This is a genomic window from Undibacterium sp. YM2 (assembly GCF_009937975.1).
Classification (GTDB): domain Bacteria; phylum Pseudomonadota; class Gammaproteobacteria; order Burkholderiales; family Burkholderiaceae_D; genus Undibacterium.
The window spans coordinates 543,376-559,639 of the sequence record NZ_AP018441.1 but is presented as its reverse complement, the minus strand read 5'-3'; the positions used below and the strand labels follow the sequence as shown (position 1 = coordinate 559,639).

Sequence of the window (16,264 nt, the reverse complement as noted above, 5' to 3'; positions counted from 1 at the left end):
GCACACCGCCATTTAAAGAAACGCTCAAGTATGCAGCCAGCAGTCGAATTTCAGCAGATCTCCAAACGTTTTGGTGCAGTACAGGCCAACCGTGATGTGAGCTTTTCCATTGCGCCGGGTTCCATCCACGGTGTGATTGGTGAAAACGGCGCAGGCAAGTCCACGCTGATGAGCATACTGTATGGCTATTACCGCGCCGACAGCGGCAAGCTGCTCATCAATGGCGCAGAACAGCACATACGCAACAGCCAGGAAGCGATCAACCTGGGCATAGGCATGGTGCACCAGCATTTCATGCTGGTCGAGAACATGACGGTGCTTGACAATGTCATGCTGGGTACCGAAGGCGGCTTTCGCCTGAAACCCAAGCGCCATGAGGTAGAAGCCAAACTGCGCGAAATTTGCCAGCGCTATTCCCTCGATGTAGATCCGCTGGCGACGATACAGGACTTGTCCGTCGGCGTGCAGCAAAGGGTGGAAATCCTCAAGCAGATTTACCGCAGCGCCAATATCCTCATCCTTGATGAACCGACTGCCGTGCTGACAGTGCAAGAGACAGCTTCATTGTTTGAAGTGTTGCGCCTGTTCAAGGAACAGGGCAAAACCATCATCCTGATCACCCATAAGCTGCAAGAGATACAAGAGATTACCGACCAGGTCACCGTCATGCGCGGTGGCGCTGTCATCGGCTCAGTCGCGACCAAAGACACCACGACGGCGCAAATGGCCGAGATGATGGTGGGCCGCCCTATCGTCACCCACTTGCCACGTGCTGCCTATGCGCCGGGCGAGACGGTGCTGGAGGTCAAGGACCTGAACCTGGTGAACTCGCAAAAAGTCAGCCTGTTGAAGAATGTCAGTTTCAATATCCGCGCCGGTGAGATCGTCGCGATTGCCGGTGTCTCTGGCAATGGCCAGAGTGAATTGCTGGAAATTTTAAGCGGCATGCGCCTGCCCACCAGTGGCAAGCTGCAAATGCAGGGCAAGGACTTGCCCTTTGCCGGCCGCAAGGATGCCGATGGCTTGCCCGCGACTTTCCGCGACCTGGGCATTGCCCATGTGCCGGAAGACCGTTTGCGTGATGCCGTTGTCAAAAATTTCTCGGTCATGATGAACAGCTTCCTGGGTTACCAGAAAAAACTGGGCAAGACCTTTGGTTTGCTGGATTACAAGAGCATTTTGAAGAATTGCACAGACTTGCTGGCCAAGTTTGATGTGCGCCCAGCTGACCCGCATTTGCGTATCGCCCTGCTGTCTGGCGGTAACCAGCAAAAAGTGGTGATGGCGCGCGAGATTGCAGCCAATCCCAAACTGATGCTCGTCGGCCAGCCTACCCGTGGCGTCGACATCGGCACGATAGAAAGCCTGCATACCCGCCTGCTGGCGATGCGTGATGCTGGCATTGCGATTTTGCTGGTATCGGTAGAACTGGAAGAAGTGCGTGCCCTGGCTGACCGTATCCTGGTCATCTCTGGTGGCGCCATCACGGGTGAATTGAAAGCCGAAGAATTTGATGCGACCGAGATAGGCTGCCTCATGGGCGGCATACATACGCATTGATGCAGGCGACAAATTAGTTTGAGCCCTAGCAGGCACAATAAGAAACAAAGCAAATACAGATAAGCACAGACAAGCGACCAAACCAAGATGAATCAAGCCGACCTCCCACGCTGGGCCACCGCATTTGCCCTGCCGCTGTTAAACCTGTTCTCCGCCTTACTGGTCGCGGCGGGTGTGATTTATCTGCTCGGTGAAAGCCCGGTTGAATCCCTGGGCATTTTGATCAACGCAGCAGTGCTGAACCCTGAAGGCCTGGGTTACACCCTGTTTTATGCAGCAACCTTTATCTTCACTGGCTTGTCGGTGTCGGTGGCCATGCAGGCCGGTTTATTCAATATAGGTAGCGAAGGCCAGATGTATGTCGGCGGTCTGGGCCTAACCCTGGTCTTGCTGTGGCTGGATTCGTCCCTGCCGGGCTGGCTGCTGATTCCCCTGGCGATGCTGGGTGCTGCAGTCTTTGGTGCGGCGTGGGCGTATCTGCCGGGTTATCTGCAAGCCAGGCGTGGCAGCCACGTGGTGGTGACCACCATCATGTTCAACTTCATCGCTGCCAGCTTGATGAATTATGTGATTGTCAGCTTCCTCATCCCGGCAGGCCAGCAAAATACTGCCAGCCGCGTGTTTGCCGATGCGTCGTGGTTGCCCAAGCTGAATGGCATCTTGCCTGTGCTGGGTGAAACACCTTTGAACATCAGCTTTGTACTGGCACTGGTGGCGCTGGTGATTTATGGCGTTGTCGTCTGGCGCACCACCTGGGGTTACCAGTTGCGCGCGACCGGCCTGAACCAGCATGCGGCGCATTACGCCGGTATCTCCATCAGCAAAACGATTATCGTGACGATGATGATCTCCGGTGCGCTGGCTGGTCTGGCGGCGGTCAATTCTGTCATGGGATCTACCCACTACCTGAATCTGAACTTCCCTGCTGGTGCCGGTTTTATCGGTATCGCAATTGCCCTGATGGGGCGTCAGCACCCTGTGGGTATCCTGCTGTCATCCATCCTGTTTGGTGCGCTGATACAGGGTGGTTTTGATCTGTCGCTGGAAAAAGCCAATATCCCGCCAGAGACCTTTATCTTTATCCAGGGTTTGATCATCCTGTTCTGCGGTGCCATGGAAAACCTGTATGCCCCTGCCCTGTCTGCCCTGCTCAAGCGTAAGGAAAAATGATGTTTGATGATTTTCAATTTTCCAGCATCCTGGTATCGACCATACGCAATGCGCCGGTATTGATGTTTGCTGCCATGGCTGGCCTGTTTGCAGAACGCAGCGGTGTGGTTGATCTGGCACTCGAAGGCAAGATGCTGGCCGCCGCCTTTGTCTCTGCCGCCGTGGCTTTTGTAACCAAGAACCCCTGGCTGGGCATCATGGCGGGTGTCGGTATTTCTGTCGCCATCGCCCTGCTGCAAGGCTTTGTCAGCATCACGCAAAAGGGTAACCAGCTCGTTGCCGGTATTGCCCTCAATATCGCCCTCAGTGGTTTGACCTTTGTGATCGCCCAGTATTTCTTCCAGCAAGGTGGCCGCACGCCTGACCTGGGTGAAGCACGCCTGTTTGATATAGTCTTGCCAGGTTCAGCCGCTGTCGCCGGCATCCCATTCCTGGGCTGGTTTTATACCAAGCTCATTGGTGGGCATAGCGCACTGGTGTATCTGGCCTTTGCGCTGATCCCTGTCGTACACTGGGTCTTGTACCACACCCGCTTTGGCCTGCGTCTGCGTGCCGTTGGTGAAAACCCGCATGCAGCAGATGCCGCTGGCATTAATGTAGAACGCACCCGTTTCATGGCCATGCTGTGTGCCGGTGTGCTGTGCTCTTTCTCTGGTGCTTATCTGTCCATCGTACAAAGTGGCTTCTTCCTGCGTGACATGTCTGCCGGTAATGGTTACCTGGCTTTGACTGCGCTGGTATTCGGTAACTGGCGTCCGCTGCACACAGCACTGGGCTGTCTGATGTTCGGTTTCTTCGCCGCCCTGCAAGTCCAGATAGAAGGCGTGGTCTTCCCTGGCATAGGCAAGGTACCGGGCTCTCTGATACAAATGATACCTTACGTCGTGACCGTGATCGTTCTGGCAGGCTTGATGGCAAAATCCGTCGCCCCGAAAGCGATAGGTCAGCCGTTTGTGAAGTCACGTTGATTTATTGAATTAAGACCTGTCAACACAGAGACACAGAGGGAGCACAGAGGGGCACAGAGAAAGGCGAGTGAAGAGCAACGAGATGCGGTTTCTTGCCTCGCTTTTCTCAGTGCTACCTCTGTGTCTCCGTGTCTCTGTGGTGATCTTTTTGGTCTTACGAGACTTCGACATAACATAATTTCGACCTCCTTGAACCGGGTCAACTGCAACAATTCACATCGCGACTGGGTTCTGCCCAATGGCCAGCCGGTGTAATTTTGGAGAGCATACACATGTCAACAACAGCAAAACATAAAGTCATCTTTGATACGGATCCAGGCGTCGATGATGCAATGGCCTTGTATTTTGCGCTGGCCCATCCTGATATCGAGATGGTCGGCATTACCACGACCTTCGGTAATGTCTATGTTGAACAGGCGACCATCAATGCCTTGTACCTGACGCGCATTGCTGGCCGCAATATCCCTGTCGCCCAGGGTGTGCCCGTACCTTTTGCCAAAGCTGCCGGTACGCCGCCTGACTTCATCCACGGTGCTGACGGTTTGGGTAACCTGAACAGCCGTATTGAAGTCGGTGGCAAGGCAGAAGTAGAAAGCGCCGCTGAATTCATCGTCAAGATGGCACGCCAGCATCCGGGTGAAATCACCCTGGTTGCGGTTGGCCCACTGGGTAACCTGGGTTTGGCCCTGAAGATGGAACCACAACTGCCAAAACTGTTGAAGCAGGTCGTGCTGATGGCAGGTACCGTTGATGAACCAGGCAATGTCTCGCCAGTGGCAGAAGCCAATGTCTGGAATGATCCTGATGCAGCTGACCTGGTCTTCACGGCAGGCTGGGATTTGACCATGGTTGGTCTGGACGTGACTCACCGCGTGGTCTTGCCTTCGACTTTCTTTGCCGCTCTGGCAGAAAAACACAAGCACGTGGCGATGGATACCCTGTCGCACGCCGTCAACTTCTACGCCAACTTCTACCAAAGCATACGCCCAGACCTGGGTCATGCCTGCTATGGCCATGATGTACTGGCATTTGTCTGGTTGGTGGCACCACAGATTTTCGAGACCAACTCTGGCCGCGTACGCGTCGCCAAAGAAGGTATAGGCAATGGCCAGACCATGATGGCAAAACTGCCTATCCCTTATCCACAACCTGGTTGGGAAGCCAGCAAACCTGAGACTCGCGTTTGCATGAAGGTCGATGCAGAGGCATGTAAGCAACTGATCGATGCAACACTGTCTTCTGACTGGTTGCAAGCTCCATTGTCGAAATAAGGAGGCCATCATGTTCATAGAACCAGTTGATTATCGCGCACCCGATGCCGCGAAAAAATTCACTGAAAGCCTGCACCGCACCGGCTTTGGTGTATTGACCAATCATCCGCTGTCGCAAAGCACGCTGGAAACCATCTACAAGGAATGGTATGACTTCTTTCAGACCGATGCGAAGAACAAGTATGACTTTGACCGCGAGAAAATGGATGGCTATTTTTCACCCAGCATTTCCGAGACTGCCAAGGGTCAGACCAAGCGTGACCTGAAAGAGTTTTATCATATCTATCCTACAGGCCGTTATCCGTCTGAAGTGTCGGATGCTGCACGCAAGTATTATGACGATGGTGCCAAGCTGGCAGCAGAGTTGTTGCAATGGGTAGAAGACCACTCCCCTGCTGAGGTCAAGGCCAAGTATTCCATGCCCCTGTCAGACATGATCACCGACAGCGACCTGACCCTGCTGCGCGTTTTGCATTACCCACCTCTGCGTGGCGATGAAGAACCGGATGCAGTACGCGCCGCTGCCCATGGCGACATCAACCTGCTGACCTTGCTGCCTGCAGCAACCCAGGCCGGTTTGCAGGTACAAGGCAAGGACGACGCATGGCATGACGTGCCCTGTGACTTTGGCATGCTGATCGTGAACATTGGCGACATGCTGGATGAAGCTTCTGCAGGCTACTATCCGTCGACTATCCACCGCGTACTGAACCCTACCGGTGAAGAAGCGAAAAAGTCCCGCATCTCGCTGCCCCTGTTCCTGCATCCACGTCCAGACGTCGTGCTGTCAGAACGTCATACTTCTGGCAGTTATCTGCAAGAACGTTTGCGTGAACTGGGTGTGAAGAAGTAAGGATTTTGTAGTTCGGTTTTGCAAGATCATCTGCAAGTGAGGGGCCCGTAACAGGAAACTGTTGCGGGCTTTTTTAATCTTGTTATATCCTTTGATCTTCTCCGACGTGCTGCACCATGCACGGCAATATACACCGTCAGCAATTAGCCTCCCAATCGTCATGCCAGACTCGATCTGGCATCCAGTGTCGTTAGCCGTATCGCCTGCGAACAGAAGCATGAGTATGCCAACAACGCCACTGGATGCCGGATCAAGTCCGGCATGACGGGTTTAAGGATTCGCGTTTAATTTTTGTATACGTAATCCAGGGGCAACATTGCATTTGATATGTTCTGAACATCCCCGAGACTGCAGAATTTTGCAGGGTGCGCCATGCGCACCGCCTTTTTCCTGAACGAATGAATGGCTCCAATACAACGATGCGCATGGCGTCCCTGCCAGATATACCAAGATTCAGCTCAGGCAGCTTTCTGAGTCGATGTTGTCGCTGGTTTGGCCAGGCTTACCGTATCACCACTGGGTATGCCGTCCGTTTTCCAGCGTGCAAATTCTGTGCGTATGGTGTCCAGGGTTTGCTTGCTGATGTCGGGCAGGCTGCCGCCAAGGATATCTGATGCTTCTTTGAAACCCCGTTCAACTGCAGCAGCAACTTTATCGAGCTTGGCCGGGTCGTCACCGATGGCCGCCTTGGCGAAACTGAGTATGCGTTCGGCAGTTTTTTGTACACTGAACTCACCTCCTTCAGCCACTGCCGCCTGCGCTGCCTTGATTGCCTCGGGGCTGGCGGAGATTTTTTGCTGGCCACTGGCAACCTTGGCGATATCAAGGCCTTGCTGCTCGACCAAGGGTTTGATCAGGTTGACGATTTCCTGGGCCTTGCGGTCGGATTCTTCGAGCAGGGCTTGCAGGTCGGGCGCAGCGGTCTTGTTGAGCTTGGGATTCGCATAGACAACGGCATTGTCTGCCGTGTTGTCCGTGGCATTGCTACTGTCCAGACTGACCTTGCTGCTTTGTTCGGCGGTTAGCTTGATCTCTTTATCTTCGGCCTCTTTATCGCCAGCCTTGGGCGTCTTGGTCTGCGCGGTCTGATAGGCACGCACGTAGATATCTTTGGATGAAATTCCTATGCTCATGGTCTTGCTCCCAGGAAAAGGCAGGAGATGCTCCCCCTGCTTTCGTTATGTACCAAGAATGGAGAAATTACAATGATAAAAGAAGATCATTATTCTTGCTTGGTACAATATCAAGCAATCTGTCACTAAGCGACTCAGGCTGCCTCATCGGTGACCGCATCAAACATGATGCGGTTACGACCCGCATGCTTGGCGGCATACAGCAACTGGTCTGCACGGGTGCGTACCATGTCGGGGGTGATGTCACCGCCGCGGTATTCAGTTATACCTATGCTGCTGGTCACAAAAATATCGATGCCTCCAACATTCACGGGGTTCTTTTCCAGACGCTGCCGCAGCCTTTCCATGGCAGCCGCCGCATCCATGGCATCTGACTCAGGGAACAAGACGGCAAATTCATCCCCACCAAGACGCGCGGCCTTGTCTATACCGCGGGTATTTGCCTGCATCAGGCTGGCAAAGTGGGCAAGCACGTCGTCCCCGGCCTGGTGGCCAAACTGGTCATTCACTTTCTTGAAATGATCAATATCGAGCAAGGCCAGGGCATAGCCACGCCCCAGCCGCTTGGCACGCTGGTGTTCTTCTGCCAGCATGGGCAGGAAAGCCGCACGGTTGATCAGCTTGGTCAGCACATCGACCTCGGCGGCTTTTTGCCACTCCTGCCTTGCGATTTCTATCGTCAACAACTGGCGATTATGCAGGGCCACGGCAAGGATGGTGAACGTGGTGGTGCAGACAAAACACACCAGCATGAAATTCGCTTCAACCAGATTGGTGCTCTGGAAGGGGCCCAGCTGTTGTCCGGTGATGGCGATAATGGCGACCATGCTGGCGGTCAGGGCCAGCGTCATCAAGTTCAGGTCTATATAAAAAGCCAGTAGCAGCAGCACAGGTAAAACGAAATAGATAAAGCCAGGATGACCACGGAATGCCAGGTACAGCAACACACCTATGCCCAGGCTGGTCAGCACCAGTCTTTGTACCTCACCGCTGCGTAACTCACGACTGTCATGCCATGCCTGGTAAAGTGGATAAATCAGCAAAATACCCAGGCTATCCGCCAGCACCAGCATGCGGAAGAAATTACCGGCCTCGTCCCAGTGTATATAGCCACCGACGGCCAGATTGAGGCTGATGACAAGACTGCTCAGTACCGTGGGCATCAGACAGACCTTGATGCCGAAATGCAACAAATCAGTGGATTTGCGCAAACCCTGGGGCAAGGACAGACGCATCATGAGCATGGCAACCACGCCAGCCAGGCCGTCAGCCATGGCAGAGATCAGCGTGTAGAGGGCGGGAGAAGACCTGTGCCCCTCGACCATGCCGGGATAATTTGCAAAAAAACTGGCTGCCAGAATGAAGGGAAAAGCCAGCAAGCCATGACGCATGGCCATCACCATGCCTATGCCAGACGCCAGCCACAGCAGGGTGATATTGCTGGGTTTTAAGGCAAACAATTGCATGCCGGTGCGAGCCGCCAGATAGTAGAGGCCAGCGGCGAAGATCAACCATGCTATTTCCTGCAATTTTTGCCTGAAGCCAGACTGAGTTTGCCCACCCTGCCCGATATGGCCGGAAGCGGAGGATTTAAGCTGATTCACCATATTTGACATGTTTTGATAATACAATGTCGCCTATACCAACGAAAGACGAACATGTTTAACAAAAGTGAACTATTGCAAGCTGCCAATACAGCCCGTGAATCCGCTTATGCGCCTTATTCCAAATTCAAGGTCGGCGCTGCCGTTTTGACCAAGGATGGCAAGACTTTCCATGGCTGTAATGTAGAAAATGCCTCTTATGGTTTGTGCAACTGTGCAGAACGCACTGCCCTGTTTTCTGCCATTGCTGCCGGCTACCGCCCTGGCGACTTTGCTGCCATTGCTGTAACAGGTGATACCGAGGGCCCTATCGCCCCTTGCGGTGCCTGCCGCCAGGTCATCATCGAACTGGGTGGGCCAGAACTGCCTGTGCTGTTGACGAATCTCAAAGGTGATGTCAAGACCACCACAGCGGGTGATCAGTTGCCGGATGCGTTTTACCTGAAACCGGAATAAGCTTTCACCATCCCGCATGGCATGCCAACATCGCTGTGCGGGATTTTCAGCATCTCTGTCTTCAACATCTCTATCATCTCCTGCATGAGCAAATCCATACTGATCATCGAAGATGAAGTCAGCATCGCCGACACCCTGGCCTACGCCTTGAAGACTGACGGCTTTATCCCGCAACACCTGAGCCTGGGCCAGCAAGCGCTGGAACTCTTGCGCACAACGGCCACGCCACCTGCACTGATCGTGCTCGACATCGGCTTGCCCGACATCAGTGGTTTTGATGTCTGCCGCCAGTTGCGCCAGTTCTCGGATACACCCGTGCTGTTCTTGACCGCACGCAATGATGAGATAGACCGCATCGTCGGCCTGGAAATCGGTGCTGACGATTATGTCAGCAAACCCTTTTCACCACGCGAAGTGGTAGCCCGCATACGCGCGATTTTGCGGCGTCAGCAAGGCAAGGTGCAAACCGCAGCAGATATAACGCCAGCACGTTTTGAATTGAAGCCGCAAGAAGCCCGCATCACCGCTTATGGCCAGACATTGAGTCTGACGCGTTATGAATACCTGTTGCTCAAGACGCTGATGGAAAGCCCCGGCCATCTGTTTTCACGCGCGCAACTCATGGACATCGTCTGGACCAACGCGCCCGACACGCTGGAGCGCACCGTCGATGCCCACGTCAAATGCCTGCGAGCCAAACTGCGCCAAACCCGGCTTAACAATACAGGCACGGCAGATGATGGCGAAGCAAATGATGAAGGCATCATCACCCACCGCGGCATGGGTTATAGCTGGTCACCTGCATGAAAATAGGCCTGCGCATACTGCTGGGTTATTTCCTGATACTGGGCCTGAGTGCCTGGCTGATCCTGAATGTCGTGGTCGAAGAAATCAAACCCGGCGTGCGCGCCACGCTGGAAGATACCCTCATCGACACCGCCCAAATGCTGGCCACCCTGGTAGCCGACGATGTGGCAGCAGGCAAGGTCGCTGACAGTGACTTGATGAAGCGCCTGCAAAACTATGCGCAACGCAGCATCGACGCCAACATCAGCGGCATACGCAAGACCAGTCTGGACTATCGCATCTATATCACCGACATCAAAGGCATCGTCATCTTTGACAGCGATGGCAAAGACGTGGGTCAGGATTACTCGCTGTGGAATGATGTCAACCGCACCCTGCAAGGCAAATACGGTGCGCGCAGCACCCGCAGCAAGGCCGCCGATGAAGGCAGCAGCGTCATGCACGTTGCTGCCCCCATTCTTGATCATGGCCGCATCATAGGCTCGCTGACGGTGGCCAAACCCATTTCCACCATCAACCCGTTTATCTGGCGCAGCCAGCGCAAGATACTGCAGCGCAGTGCCTGGCTGTGGCTGGGCTCTCTGTTGATAGGTCTCGGGTTTTCATGGTGGCTGAACCGCACTTTGCGCAAACTGCAAACCTATGCCAGCAGCGTAGAAAACGGTGAGAAAACCAGCCTGCCTGAACTCGGTAATAATGAAATCGGCAGCCTGGGCCGCGCCCTTGAAGCCATGCGCGACAAACTCGAAGGCAAGCAATATGTAGAACAACTCATGCACACCATGGCGCATGAATTAAAAAGCCCCATCGCTTCGATACAAGGCTCTGCCGAACTCATGCGCGAAGACATGCCCGTCGCTGACAGACAGCATTTCCTGAACAACATCCTCGAACAAAATTCCCGCCAGCGGCAGCTCATCGACAAATTGCTGGCGCTGATTAAACTGGAAAAACAGCAGAGCCTGGACCACGTGCAAGCCGTCAACATCCCGCGCCTGCTGGCACTGGTGACTGAAGATGTACAACCCGGATTATCAGCCAAGTCCCTGCAATTGCAACAGGATATAGACACCGCCATCACCAGCATCAATGGTGATGAATTATTGTTGCGCCAGGCGCTGGGCAATCTGCTCGACAATGCGATTGCCTTTGCTCCAGCGGGCAGCACGATCAAAATGCAATCCAGCCTGGTCAACAATACAGACGGTGCGCCATCCCTGCAAATCAGCATCAGCGACCAGGGACCAGGCATACCTGACTACGCCCTCGATAAAATCTTTGACCGCTTCTATTCCCTGCCCCGCCCACATGCGGCTAAAAGCACGGGCCTGGGTTTACCATTTGTGCGGGAAGTGGCGTTGTTGCATGGCGGGAGTATCAGCGTGAGCAATCAGGGTGGTAGTGGGGTGCAGGCTATCTTGTGCTTGGGAGTGTAAATACCGTATAACGTAGGTTGGGCTACGCTTCACCAGCCCAACACTCTGCGTTTAAATAATGTGTACGTTTGTTCAGGCCCAGTGTTGGGCTGGTAAGGCGTAACCCAACCTACGAATCTGATGAGGCGTAGCCTAGCGAGGCCCGGCCCAATCTACAGAACACCGAGGTATGACCCAACCTACGCCAAGCCCGACAACAAAGAAACACCCCACTTCACACAAACCACATCATCCTCGCACATTCCTTTTTTACATTACAAGCTTCGTCATTACCGGAGCCTGTCATGCAAAGAAGTCTGTTATTCAAAATCGCGATCGTCGGCCTGCTGGCCATTTTGCTGTATGTGCCGCTGGGCATGATACAAGCCACGATCTGGGAGCGTATGCATTACCGCGAAGAGGCGGTGCGCAGTATCACGGCTGATTCTGTCAGTGAGCAGGTCATCGTTGGCCCCGTGCTGGTCGTGCCTTACACCGAAACCTGGGAAGATGAGAGTTTTGATGCGACGCTCAATAAAACCGTGCGTCGCCAGTTGTCGGCCAATAGAAAACACTATATCTATCCGAATGAAATGCAGGTCATAGGCAATATCGATACTGACCAGCGTTATCGCGGCATCCATAAAGTGCTGGTGTATACCGGGCATCATAAAATAACGGGTGACTTCATGCTGCCTGAACTATCGAACATGGTACAAAAGGATAATCCCAAAGCTGTCATCACACTCGCAGAAAAACCTTATATATCCATGGGCCTTAGTGATACCCGTGGCTTACAAAATTTCCCCATGCTCAAATGGGGTGAACAGGCGATAGAATTCAAACAGGGTAGCGGCCTCAGCGCTTTCCAGCGCGGCATTCATGCGGGCCTGGATGATGTTGATCTGGCGAGCGCAAAACAAGTCAAATTCAAGATAGACCTGGATGTGGATGGCATAGAAAAACTGAGCTTTGCTCCACTGGCAAAAAACAATCAGGTAAAGCTGTCTTCGAACTGGCAGCATGTGCAATACAGTGGCCGTTTCCTGCCTTCGCCCAAAGGCCGAACCAATGATGAAAAGGGTATCAGCGCTACCTGGAATATTTCTTCGCTGTCCAGCAACGCCCAGCAACAAATGACCAAACTCGAAAATGCCGGGAGCGCAGTCAAAGTAGCAAGTGGCACAAACCTGAATGACGATGGCAGCCCCAGCTCATCTGCTTCTCCTATCGATATATTCAGTGTCTCTTACATCGAACCCGTCAACATCTATACGCAGGCTGACCGCGCCGTCAAATATGGCCTGATGTTCGTCGCCCTGACCTTTGCCGCCTTCTTTTTGTTCGAGGTCTTGAAGCAACTGCCTATCCACCCTGTGCAATACACCCTGGTGGGCCTGGCGCTGGTGATTTTCTTCTTGCTGCTGGTCAGCCTGTCGGAAAAAATCAGCTTCGTGCTGGCCTATCTGACGGCCAGTGCCGCCTGCATCTTGCTCATCGGTATTTACCTGGCCAATGTGCTGCATAACTGGAAGCGCGGCCTGGGTTTTGGCGTGGCATTGACGATCTTGTACGGCATCCTGTTTGGTCTGCTGAGTTCAGAAAACAATGCCATGATGATGGGTAGCCTGCTGCTGTTTGCTGTCCTGTCTGGCATCATGCTGGCGACCCGCAAGGTCGATTGGTACAATCTCGGCAAGCCTGCTACAGACAGAGCGTTTGATCATGCCTGATCAGTAAATTAGCTGGGTTAGTATAATATCCAGAAATACTCAGAAATAACCCGAACCTTGTCAGCTTCAAATTTGCAGGCAAGGTTCTATTTTTTCATGCGTGGTCTATCGTCAGCCCGGCATTTATCTCGGCCAGGCTGCGCACCAGGGTTTCTGAATAATGCAGGCCTGCGCCTGAAGTGGCATAAACAAGCCTGAGCAGGATGAAGTACTCGCCATCGCAATAGTCGGCAACAGCAGGTAATTTGTATTTGACCTGCTCCAAAAAATCCAGCAGTTGCGCTTCTTCTGCCAGCCATGCAGGCAAGTTTGTTTCTGATTCGCTGGCACATTCCAGCAGGCCGGTACACCATTGCCTGGCCCCGCCATTGCTGTCTGGCTGCGCCGGGCCTGCCAGATGAATCGTCACCTGCGCATCTTCACCCCAGCGCTTGAGTGTCTTGCTATTGTTACTGATGAGCGAGACTGCACCATCAAGCCCTTTGTTATCTGCGGCCAGGGCAAAGCCGTCGGCATCAAATTCTTCTCCGCCCACTTCGATATAAAATCGCAGTAATTTCATTCTTGCCCCCGTGTTCAGGATTTGAAATGCAGTTCAACCGTATTCACCAGGCCAGGTATAAGCAGCCAGACCATAGCCATTCTAGTCTGAATTGAGTTTTTTACAATTTCAATCAACAATGGCTGCCAGTCGCCGACATCAAATGCATGCGACTGGCAGCCTTCTTGCCTGGCAGAATTAAAAACGCAGATCCTCAGTCTTGATCAGGCTGGCAAACAACCCATTCAGGGTCGCATTATGGTGGGCGATGATGGTGCTGGCAGGCAGCAATTCGGTGTCATTGCAACTATGTGCATCTTCCACGAGGATCACCTTGAAACCCAGCTCACTGGCAGCGCGGCAATTGCTGTCTATGCAGTACTGGGTTTTAAGCCCGCAAATGATCAGTTCCTGTATGCCTTTTGCGCGCAATTGCTGCAATAAATCCGTCCCTGCAAAACAACTGGGCCGGGTCTTTTCAAATACGGTATCGCCTTCCAAATCGATGCCCAGCTCAGGCATGAATTGCCAGTTGGCACTGCCAGCTTCTATCGGTGAACCCTGCGGACCAGTGTGGCGCACGGCAAATACCGGCACGCTGGCGGCATGTGCCTTGACCAGCACGCGCCTGACATTGTCCAGCACCTGCTCTGCTGCATGGATAACGCGCCCACCATGGAACAAGCCTACCTGCATATCTATGACCAGCACGGCCGGGTTTGCATACGAATGTTGCACCATCTTTGAGACTCCTTTGCGCATTTCTGCATGGATAAATTGCCCGCGTACAGGCAAGAAAAAACCCCGCTCATCGCTGGCGGGGTTTGCTATTTCAGGCAGCTTTCACTACCGGTGATGACGCTATCAAGCCGGACGCCAGCCTACCCCGCTACTACCGATGGTAATCGCAGTAGTCGTGGTGATGGTAGAGACTGTCGTGGTGGTCAATTGAAATGTCATGCGAACGAGTGTAGTTTCTGCGAAAGCAATAGTCAAGTTCAGAAAAATCATTTCTTCAGAAACTGCGGATAGGCATTGATCTTTGCCTGCAGGCGCTGTGCCAGGCCAAAATCGGCAGTCAGCAATTCATCATGAATGAGCTGGGCCTCATCGCGATACGCGAGTATCTTTTCATTATTCCAGTAGTGCGGCGGGTGATACAGATTGGTGATGCGGTCAGCCATCTTGACCATCCATATCTCTGCCGGTTGCTGGCGTATTCGGTCCAGGCTGTCGCGCATTTGCTCTGCCTTGGTCGGCAGAGCCGTGTTTTTGGAAAGGGCCTGCACACCGTCGGCCACGGCCAGACCAAATTCCTGCTGCAATAATTCATAGCTGGCGCTGGTGTCTTCTATGGTGTCATGCAACAAGGCACATTGCACGGCAAGCGCGCCATCGGCATTGGTATTGGCTTGCAATGCCCAGATCACTTCCATGGCCACGCTAGCGATGTGGTTGATGTACTCGATACGTTCACCTTCAACCCTGCCACCATAGGTTTGCCCGCTATGCTGGCGCGATGAAAACGACCAGGCTTTTTCGTAGATGTCCGGCGTCCAGTTATTCATTTTTCTCCTTTCATATTGATGACTGACCACAGACAGCCCTCACATCGCTACCCACCTGGTACGGCGCCTGCGGTCGCGGAACATGTGTATCGCGGAATGTACCATGCCTTCGGGGCTGCCGCTTTCCTGGTATTGCTGGCGCAGGTATTGGGCGTCGTTGCCGGTACGGGCCACTTCACTCAGGTGTGTCAGTGCGGCTTGTGCATCGAGGGTTTCTGCATGGGGTTTGAGCCTGTTGAGAGTAGCGAGTATGTCTTCGCGCAAGATGCTGCTCTCATAGGTCTTGGGATGCACGGTGACACCGTCAAAGCCAAAGCGGCAGGCCTGGAAGCGGTTGTAGTTATAGACGAGGTAATCGTCTTCTTCTGGCGCTGCTTCGCGTCTTTCCAGCAGATAGGAGCACAGGACTTGCAGATAGGCAGCCAGGGCGGCGGCTCTTTCCACGTTCAGCGGGGTATCGCAGACGCGCAGTTCTATGGTGCCGTACTCTGGCTTGGGGCGTATGTCCCAGTAAAAATCCTTCATGCTTTTGACGACGCCGGTTTTTTCCATCTTGCTGAAGTAGCTGTTGGCGAACTCATCCCAGCTCAGTAAGAATGGAGCGCGCCCGGACAAGGGGAAGGCATACACGGAATTGAGACGGGCAGAATTGAACAGGGTATCCCCACCCTGCACATATGGTGAAGAAGCAGACAGGGCGATGAAATGCGGCACATAGCGGTTCAGTGCGTGCAGCAGGAACATGGCATCGTCACCTGAGGTGCAGCCTATGTGCACATGCTGGCCAAAGATGGTGAACTGCTTGGCCAGGTAACCATAAAGGGCCGACACTTCGGCAAAGCGTGGCTTGGAGAATATTTTGCGGTCTGTCCATTTCTGGAAAGGATGGGTACCACCACCACAGATGCCTATGTTGAGAATATCGGCAGCGCGCACGAGGGTGTCGCGGATCTCGGTCAGTTGGCCCAATACACCGGTATATCTGGTTTGTACGTCAGTGCAGATTTCTATCATGCTCTGGGTGATCTCTGGCGTGACATTGCCGGGAAAAGGCCGCTTCGCCAGCAGGTGCAAGAGATCGGGGCTGGCAGCCGTCAGATCAAAGTCAGACAGGTTTACCAGTTGCAGCTCAAGTTCTACGCCCATGGAGAGAGCGTCAGAATGCATGAATTCTCCGAGTGGCAT

Annotated in this window: 15 protein-coding genes; 9 read left to right on the top strand and 6 right to left on the bottom strand. The window is 53.5% G+C overall.

The genetic code is table 11. The features are described from left to right. The first annotated feature begins 30 nt into the window (after window positions 1-30). The 5 genes from UNDYM_RS02665 (at window position 31) to UNDYM_RS02645 (ending at window position 5,822) form a co-directional block, all read left to right on the top strand. Window positions 31-1,560 (top strand): ABC transporter ATP-binding protein, encoded by a 1,530-nt coding sequence (locus UNDYM_RS02665; protein ID WP_162039647.1) that lies wholly within the window; start codon window positions 31-33, stop codon window positions 1,558-1,560. A gap of 87 nt (window positions 1,561-1,647) precedes the next feature. Continuing rightward, window positions 1,648-2,730, top strand: a complete 1,083-nt coding sequence (locus UNDYM_RS02660; protein WP_162039646.1) for an ABC transporter permease — start codon at window positions 1,648-1,650, stop codon at window positions 2,728-2,730. Beyond that, window positions 2,727-3,698 (top strand): ABC transporter permease, encoded by a 972-nt coding sequence (locus UNDYM_RS02655; protein ID WP_162039645.1) that lies wholly within the window; start codon window positions 2,727-2,729, stop codon window positions 3,696-3,698. Before UNDYM_RS02660 ends, UNDYM_RS02655 begins: the two co-directional genes overlap by 4 nt. A gap of 272 nt (window positions 3,699-3,970) precedes the next feature. Then, the gene (locus tag UNDYM_RS02650) at window positions 3,971-4,969 is read left to right on the top strand and encodes a nucleoside hydrolase (RefSeq protein WP_162039644.1); all 999 of its coding nucleotides are present in this window, start codon (window positions 3,971-3,973) and stop codon (window positions 4,967-4,969) included. A gap of 10 nt (window positions 4,970-4,979) precedes the next feature. Further along, on the top strand, window positions 4,980-5,822 hold the full coding sequence (locus UNDYM_RS02645; protein WP_162039643.1) for an isopenicillin N synthase family oxygenase: 843 nt from the start codon (window positions 4,980-4,982) through the stop codon (window positions 5,820-5,822). A gap of 458 nt (window positions 5,823-6,280) precedes the next feature. Here the strand turns inward: UNDYM_RS02645 and UNDYM_RS02640 are convergent, their stop codons facing one another. Together UNDYM_RS02640 and UNDYM_RS02635 are read right to left on the bottom strand one after the other, a co-directional pair. Beyond that, window positions 6,281-6,955: a hypothetical protein gene (locus tag UNDYM_RS02640; RefSeq protein WP_162039642.1), complete on the bottom strand. Its 675-nt coding sequence runs from the start codon at window positions 6,953-6,955 to the stop codon at window positions 6,281-6,283. Window positions 6,956-7,089: 134 nt separating this feature from the next. After that, window positions 7,090-8,571, bottom strand: a complete 1,482-nt coding sequence (locus tag UNDYM_RS02635) for a diguanylate cyclase (protein WP_162039641.1) — start codon at window positions 8,569-8,571, stop codon at window positions 7,090-7,092. Window positions 8,572-8,613: 42 nt separating this feature from the next. On the opposite strand from UNDYM_RS02635, the gene cdd reads away from it, so the two are divergent. The 4 genes from cdd to creD all read left to right on the top strand — a co-directional run bounded on the left by cdd (window position 8,614) and on the right by creD (window position 12,970). Next, the gene (gene cdd / locus UNDYM_RS02630) at window positions 8,614-9,015 is read left to right on the top strand and encodes a cytidine deaminase (RefSeq protein WP_162039640.1); all 402 of its coding nucleotides are present in this window, start codon (window positions 8,614-8,616) and stop codon (window positions 9,013-9,015) included. A gap of 84 nt (window positions 9,016-9,099) precedes the next feature. Beyond that, window positions 9,100-9,822 carry a two-component system response regulator CreB gene (creB, locus tag UNDYM_RS02625; RefSeq protein ID WP_162039639.1) on the top strand — a complete coding sequence of 241 codons (723 nt, stop codon included), beginning with the start codon at window positions 9,100-9,102 and terminating at the stop codon, window positions 9,820-9,822. Then, window positions 9,819-11,258 (top strand): two-component system sensor histidine kinase CreC, encoded by a 1,440-nt coding sequence (creC, locus tag UNDYM_RS02620; RefSeq protein WP_162039638.1) that lies wholly within the window; start codon window positions 9,819-9,821, stop codon window positions 11,256-11,258. The genes creB and creC overlap by 4 nt, the downstream gene beginning before the upstream one ends. Before the next feature lie 284 nt (window positions 11,259-11,542). Further along, complete coding sequence (creD, locus tag UNDYM_RS02615; protein ID WP_162039637.1) at window positions 11,543-12,970, top strand: cell envelope integrity protein CreD; 1,428 nt, start codon at window positions 11,543-11,545, stop codon at window positions 12,968-12,970. A 94-nt stretch (window positions 12,971-13,064) separates the two neighbouring features. Here the strand turns inward: creD and UNDYM_RS02610 are convergent, their stop codons facing one another. From UNDYM_RS02610 to UNDYM_RS02595, 4 genes are all read right to left on the bottom strand, one after another. Then, on the bottom strand, window positions 13,065-13,532 hold the full coding sequence (locus UNDYM_RS02610; RefSeq protein WP_162039636.1) for a hypothetical protein: 468 nt from the start codon (window positions 13,530-13,532) through the stop codon (window positions 13,065-13,067). Window positions 13,533-13,709: 177 nt separating this feature from the next. Continuing rightward, on the bottom strand, window positions 13,710-14,252 hold the full coding sequence (locus UNDYM_RS02605) for a cysteine hydrolase family protein (protein ID WP_162039635.1): 543 nt from the start codon (window positions 14,250-14,252) through the stop codon (window positions 13,710-13,712). Between the two features lie 266 nt (window positions 14,253-14,518). Next, window positions 14,519-15,079, bottom strand: a complete 561-nt coding sequence (locus UNDYM_RS02600) for an HD domain-containing protein (protein WP_162039634.1) — start codon at window positions 15,077-15,079, stop codon at window positions 14,519-14,521. Between the two features lie 39 nt (window positions 15,080-15,118). Next, window positions 15,119-16,264 (bottom strand): YbdK family carboxylate-amine ligase, encoded by a 1,146-nt coding sequence (locus tag UNDYM_RS02595; RefSeq protein ID WP_162039633.1) that lies wholly within the window; start codon window positions 16,262-16,264, stop codon window positions 15,119-15,121.

Excerpts from the sequence above, each read along its gene's own strand:
- UNDYM_RS02665 (WP_162039647.1), top strand. The coding sequence starts at position 31 with ATGCAGCCAGCAGTCGAATTTCAGCAGATCTCCAAACGTTTTGGTGCA.
- UNDYM_RS02660 (WP_162039646.1), top strand. The coding sequence starts at position 1,648 with ATGAATCAAGCCGACCTCCCACGCTGGGCCACCGCATTTGCCCTGCCG.
- UNDYM_RS02655 (WP_162039645.1), top strand. The coding sequence starts at position 2,727 with ATGATGTTTGATGATTTTCAATTTTCCAGCATCCTGGTATCGACCATA.
- UNDYM_RS02650 (WP_162039644.1), top strand. The coding sequence starts at position 3,971 with ATGTCAACAACAGCAAAACATAAAGTCATCTTTGATACGGATCCAGGC.
- UNDYM_RS02645 (WP_162039643.1), top strand. The coding sequence starts at position 4,980 with ATGTTCATAGAACCAGTTGATTATCGCGCACCCGATGCCGCGAAAAAA.
- UNDYM_RS02640 (WP_162039642.1), bottom strand. The coding sequence starts at position 6,955 with ATGAGCATAGGAATTTCATCCAAAGATATCTACGTGCGTGCCTATCAG.
- UNDYM_RS02635 (WP_162039641.1), bottom strand. The coding sequence starts at position 8,571 with ATGTCAAATATGGTGAATCAGCTTAAATCCTCCGCTTCCGGCCATATC.
- cdd (WP_162039640.1), top strand. The coding sequence starts at position 8,614 with ATGTTTAACAAAAGTGAACTATTGCAAGCTGCCAATACAGCCCGTGAA.
- creB (WP_162039639.1), top strand. The coding sequence starts at position 9,100 with ATGAGCAAATCCATACTGATCATCGAAGATGAAGTCAGCATCGCCGAC.
- creC (WP_162039638.1), top strand. The coding sequence starts at position 9,819 with ATGAAAATAGGCCTGCGCATACTGCTGGGTTATTTCCTGATACTGGGC.
- creD (WP_162039637.1), top strand. The coding sequence starts at position 11,543 with ATGCAAAGAAGTCTGTTATTCAAAATCGCGATCGTCGGCCTGCTGGCC.
- UNDYM_RS02610 (WP_162039636.1), bottom strand. The coding sequence starts at position 13,532 with ATGAAATTACTGCGATTTTATATCGAAGTGGGCGGAGAAGAATTTGAT.
- UNDYM_RS02605 (WP_162039635.1), bottom strand. The coding sequence starts at position 14,252 with ATGGTGCAACATTCGTATGCAAACCCGGCCGTGCTGGTCATAGATATG.
- UNDYM_RS02600 (WP_162039634.1), bottom strand. The coding sequence starts at position 15,079 with ATGAATAACTGGACGCCGGACATCTACGAAAAAGCCTGGTCGTTTTCA.
- UNDYM_RS02595 (WP_162039633.1), bottom strand. The coding sequence starts at position 16,264 with ATGCCACTCGGAGAATTCATGCATTCTGACGCTCTCTCCATGGGCGTA.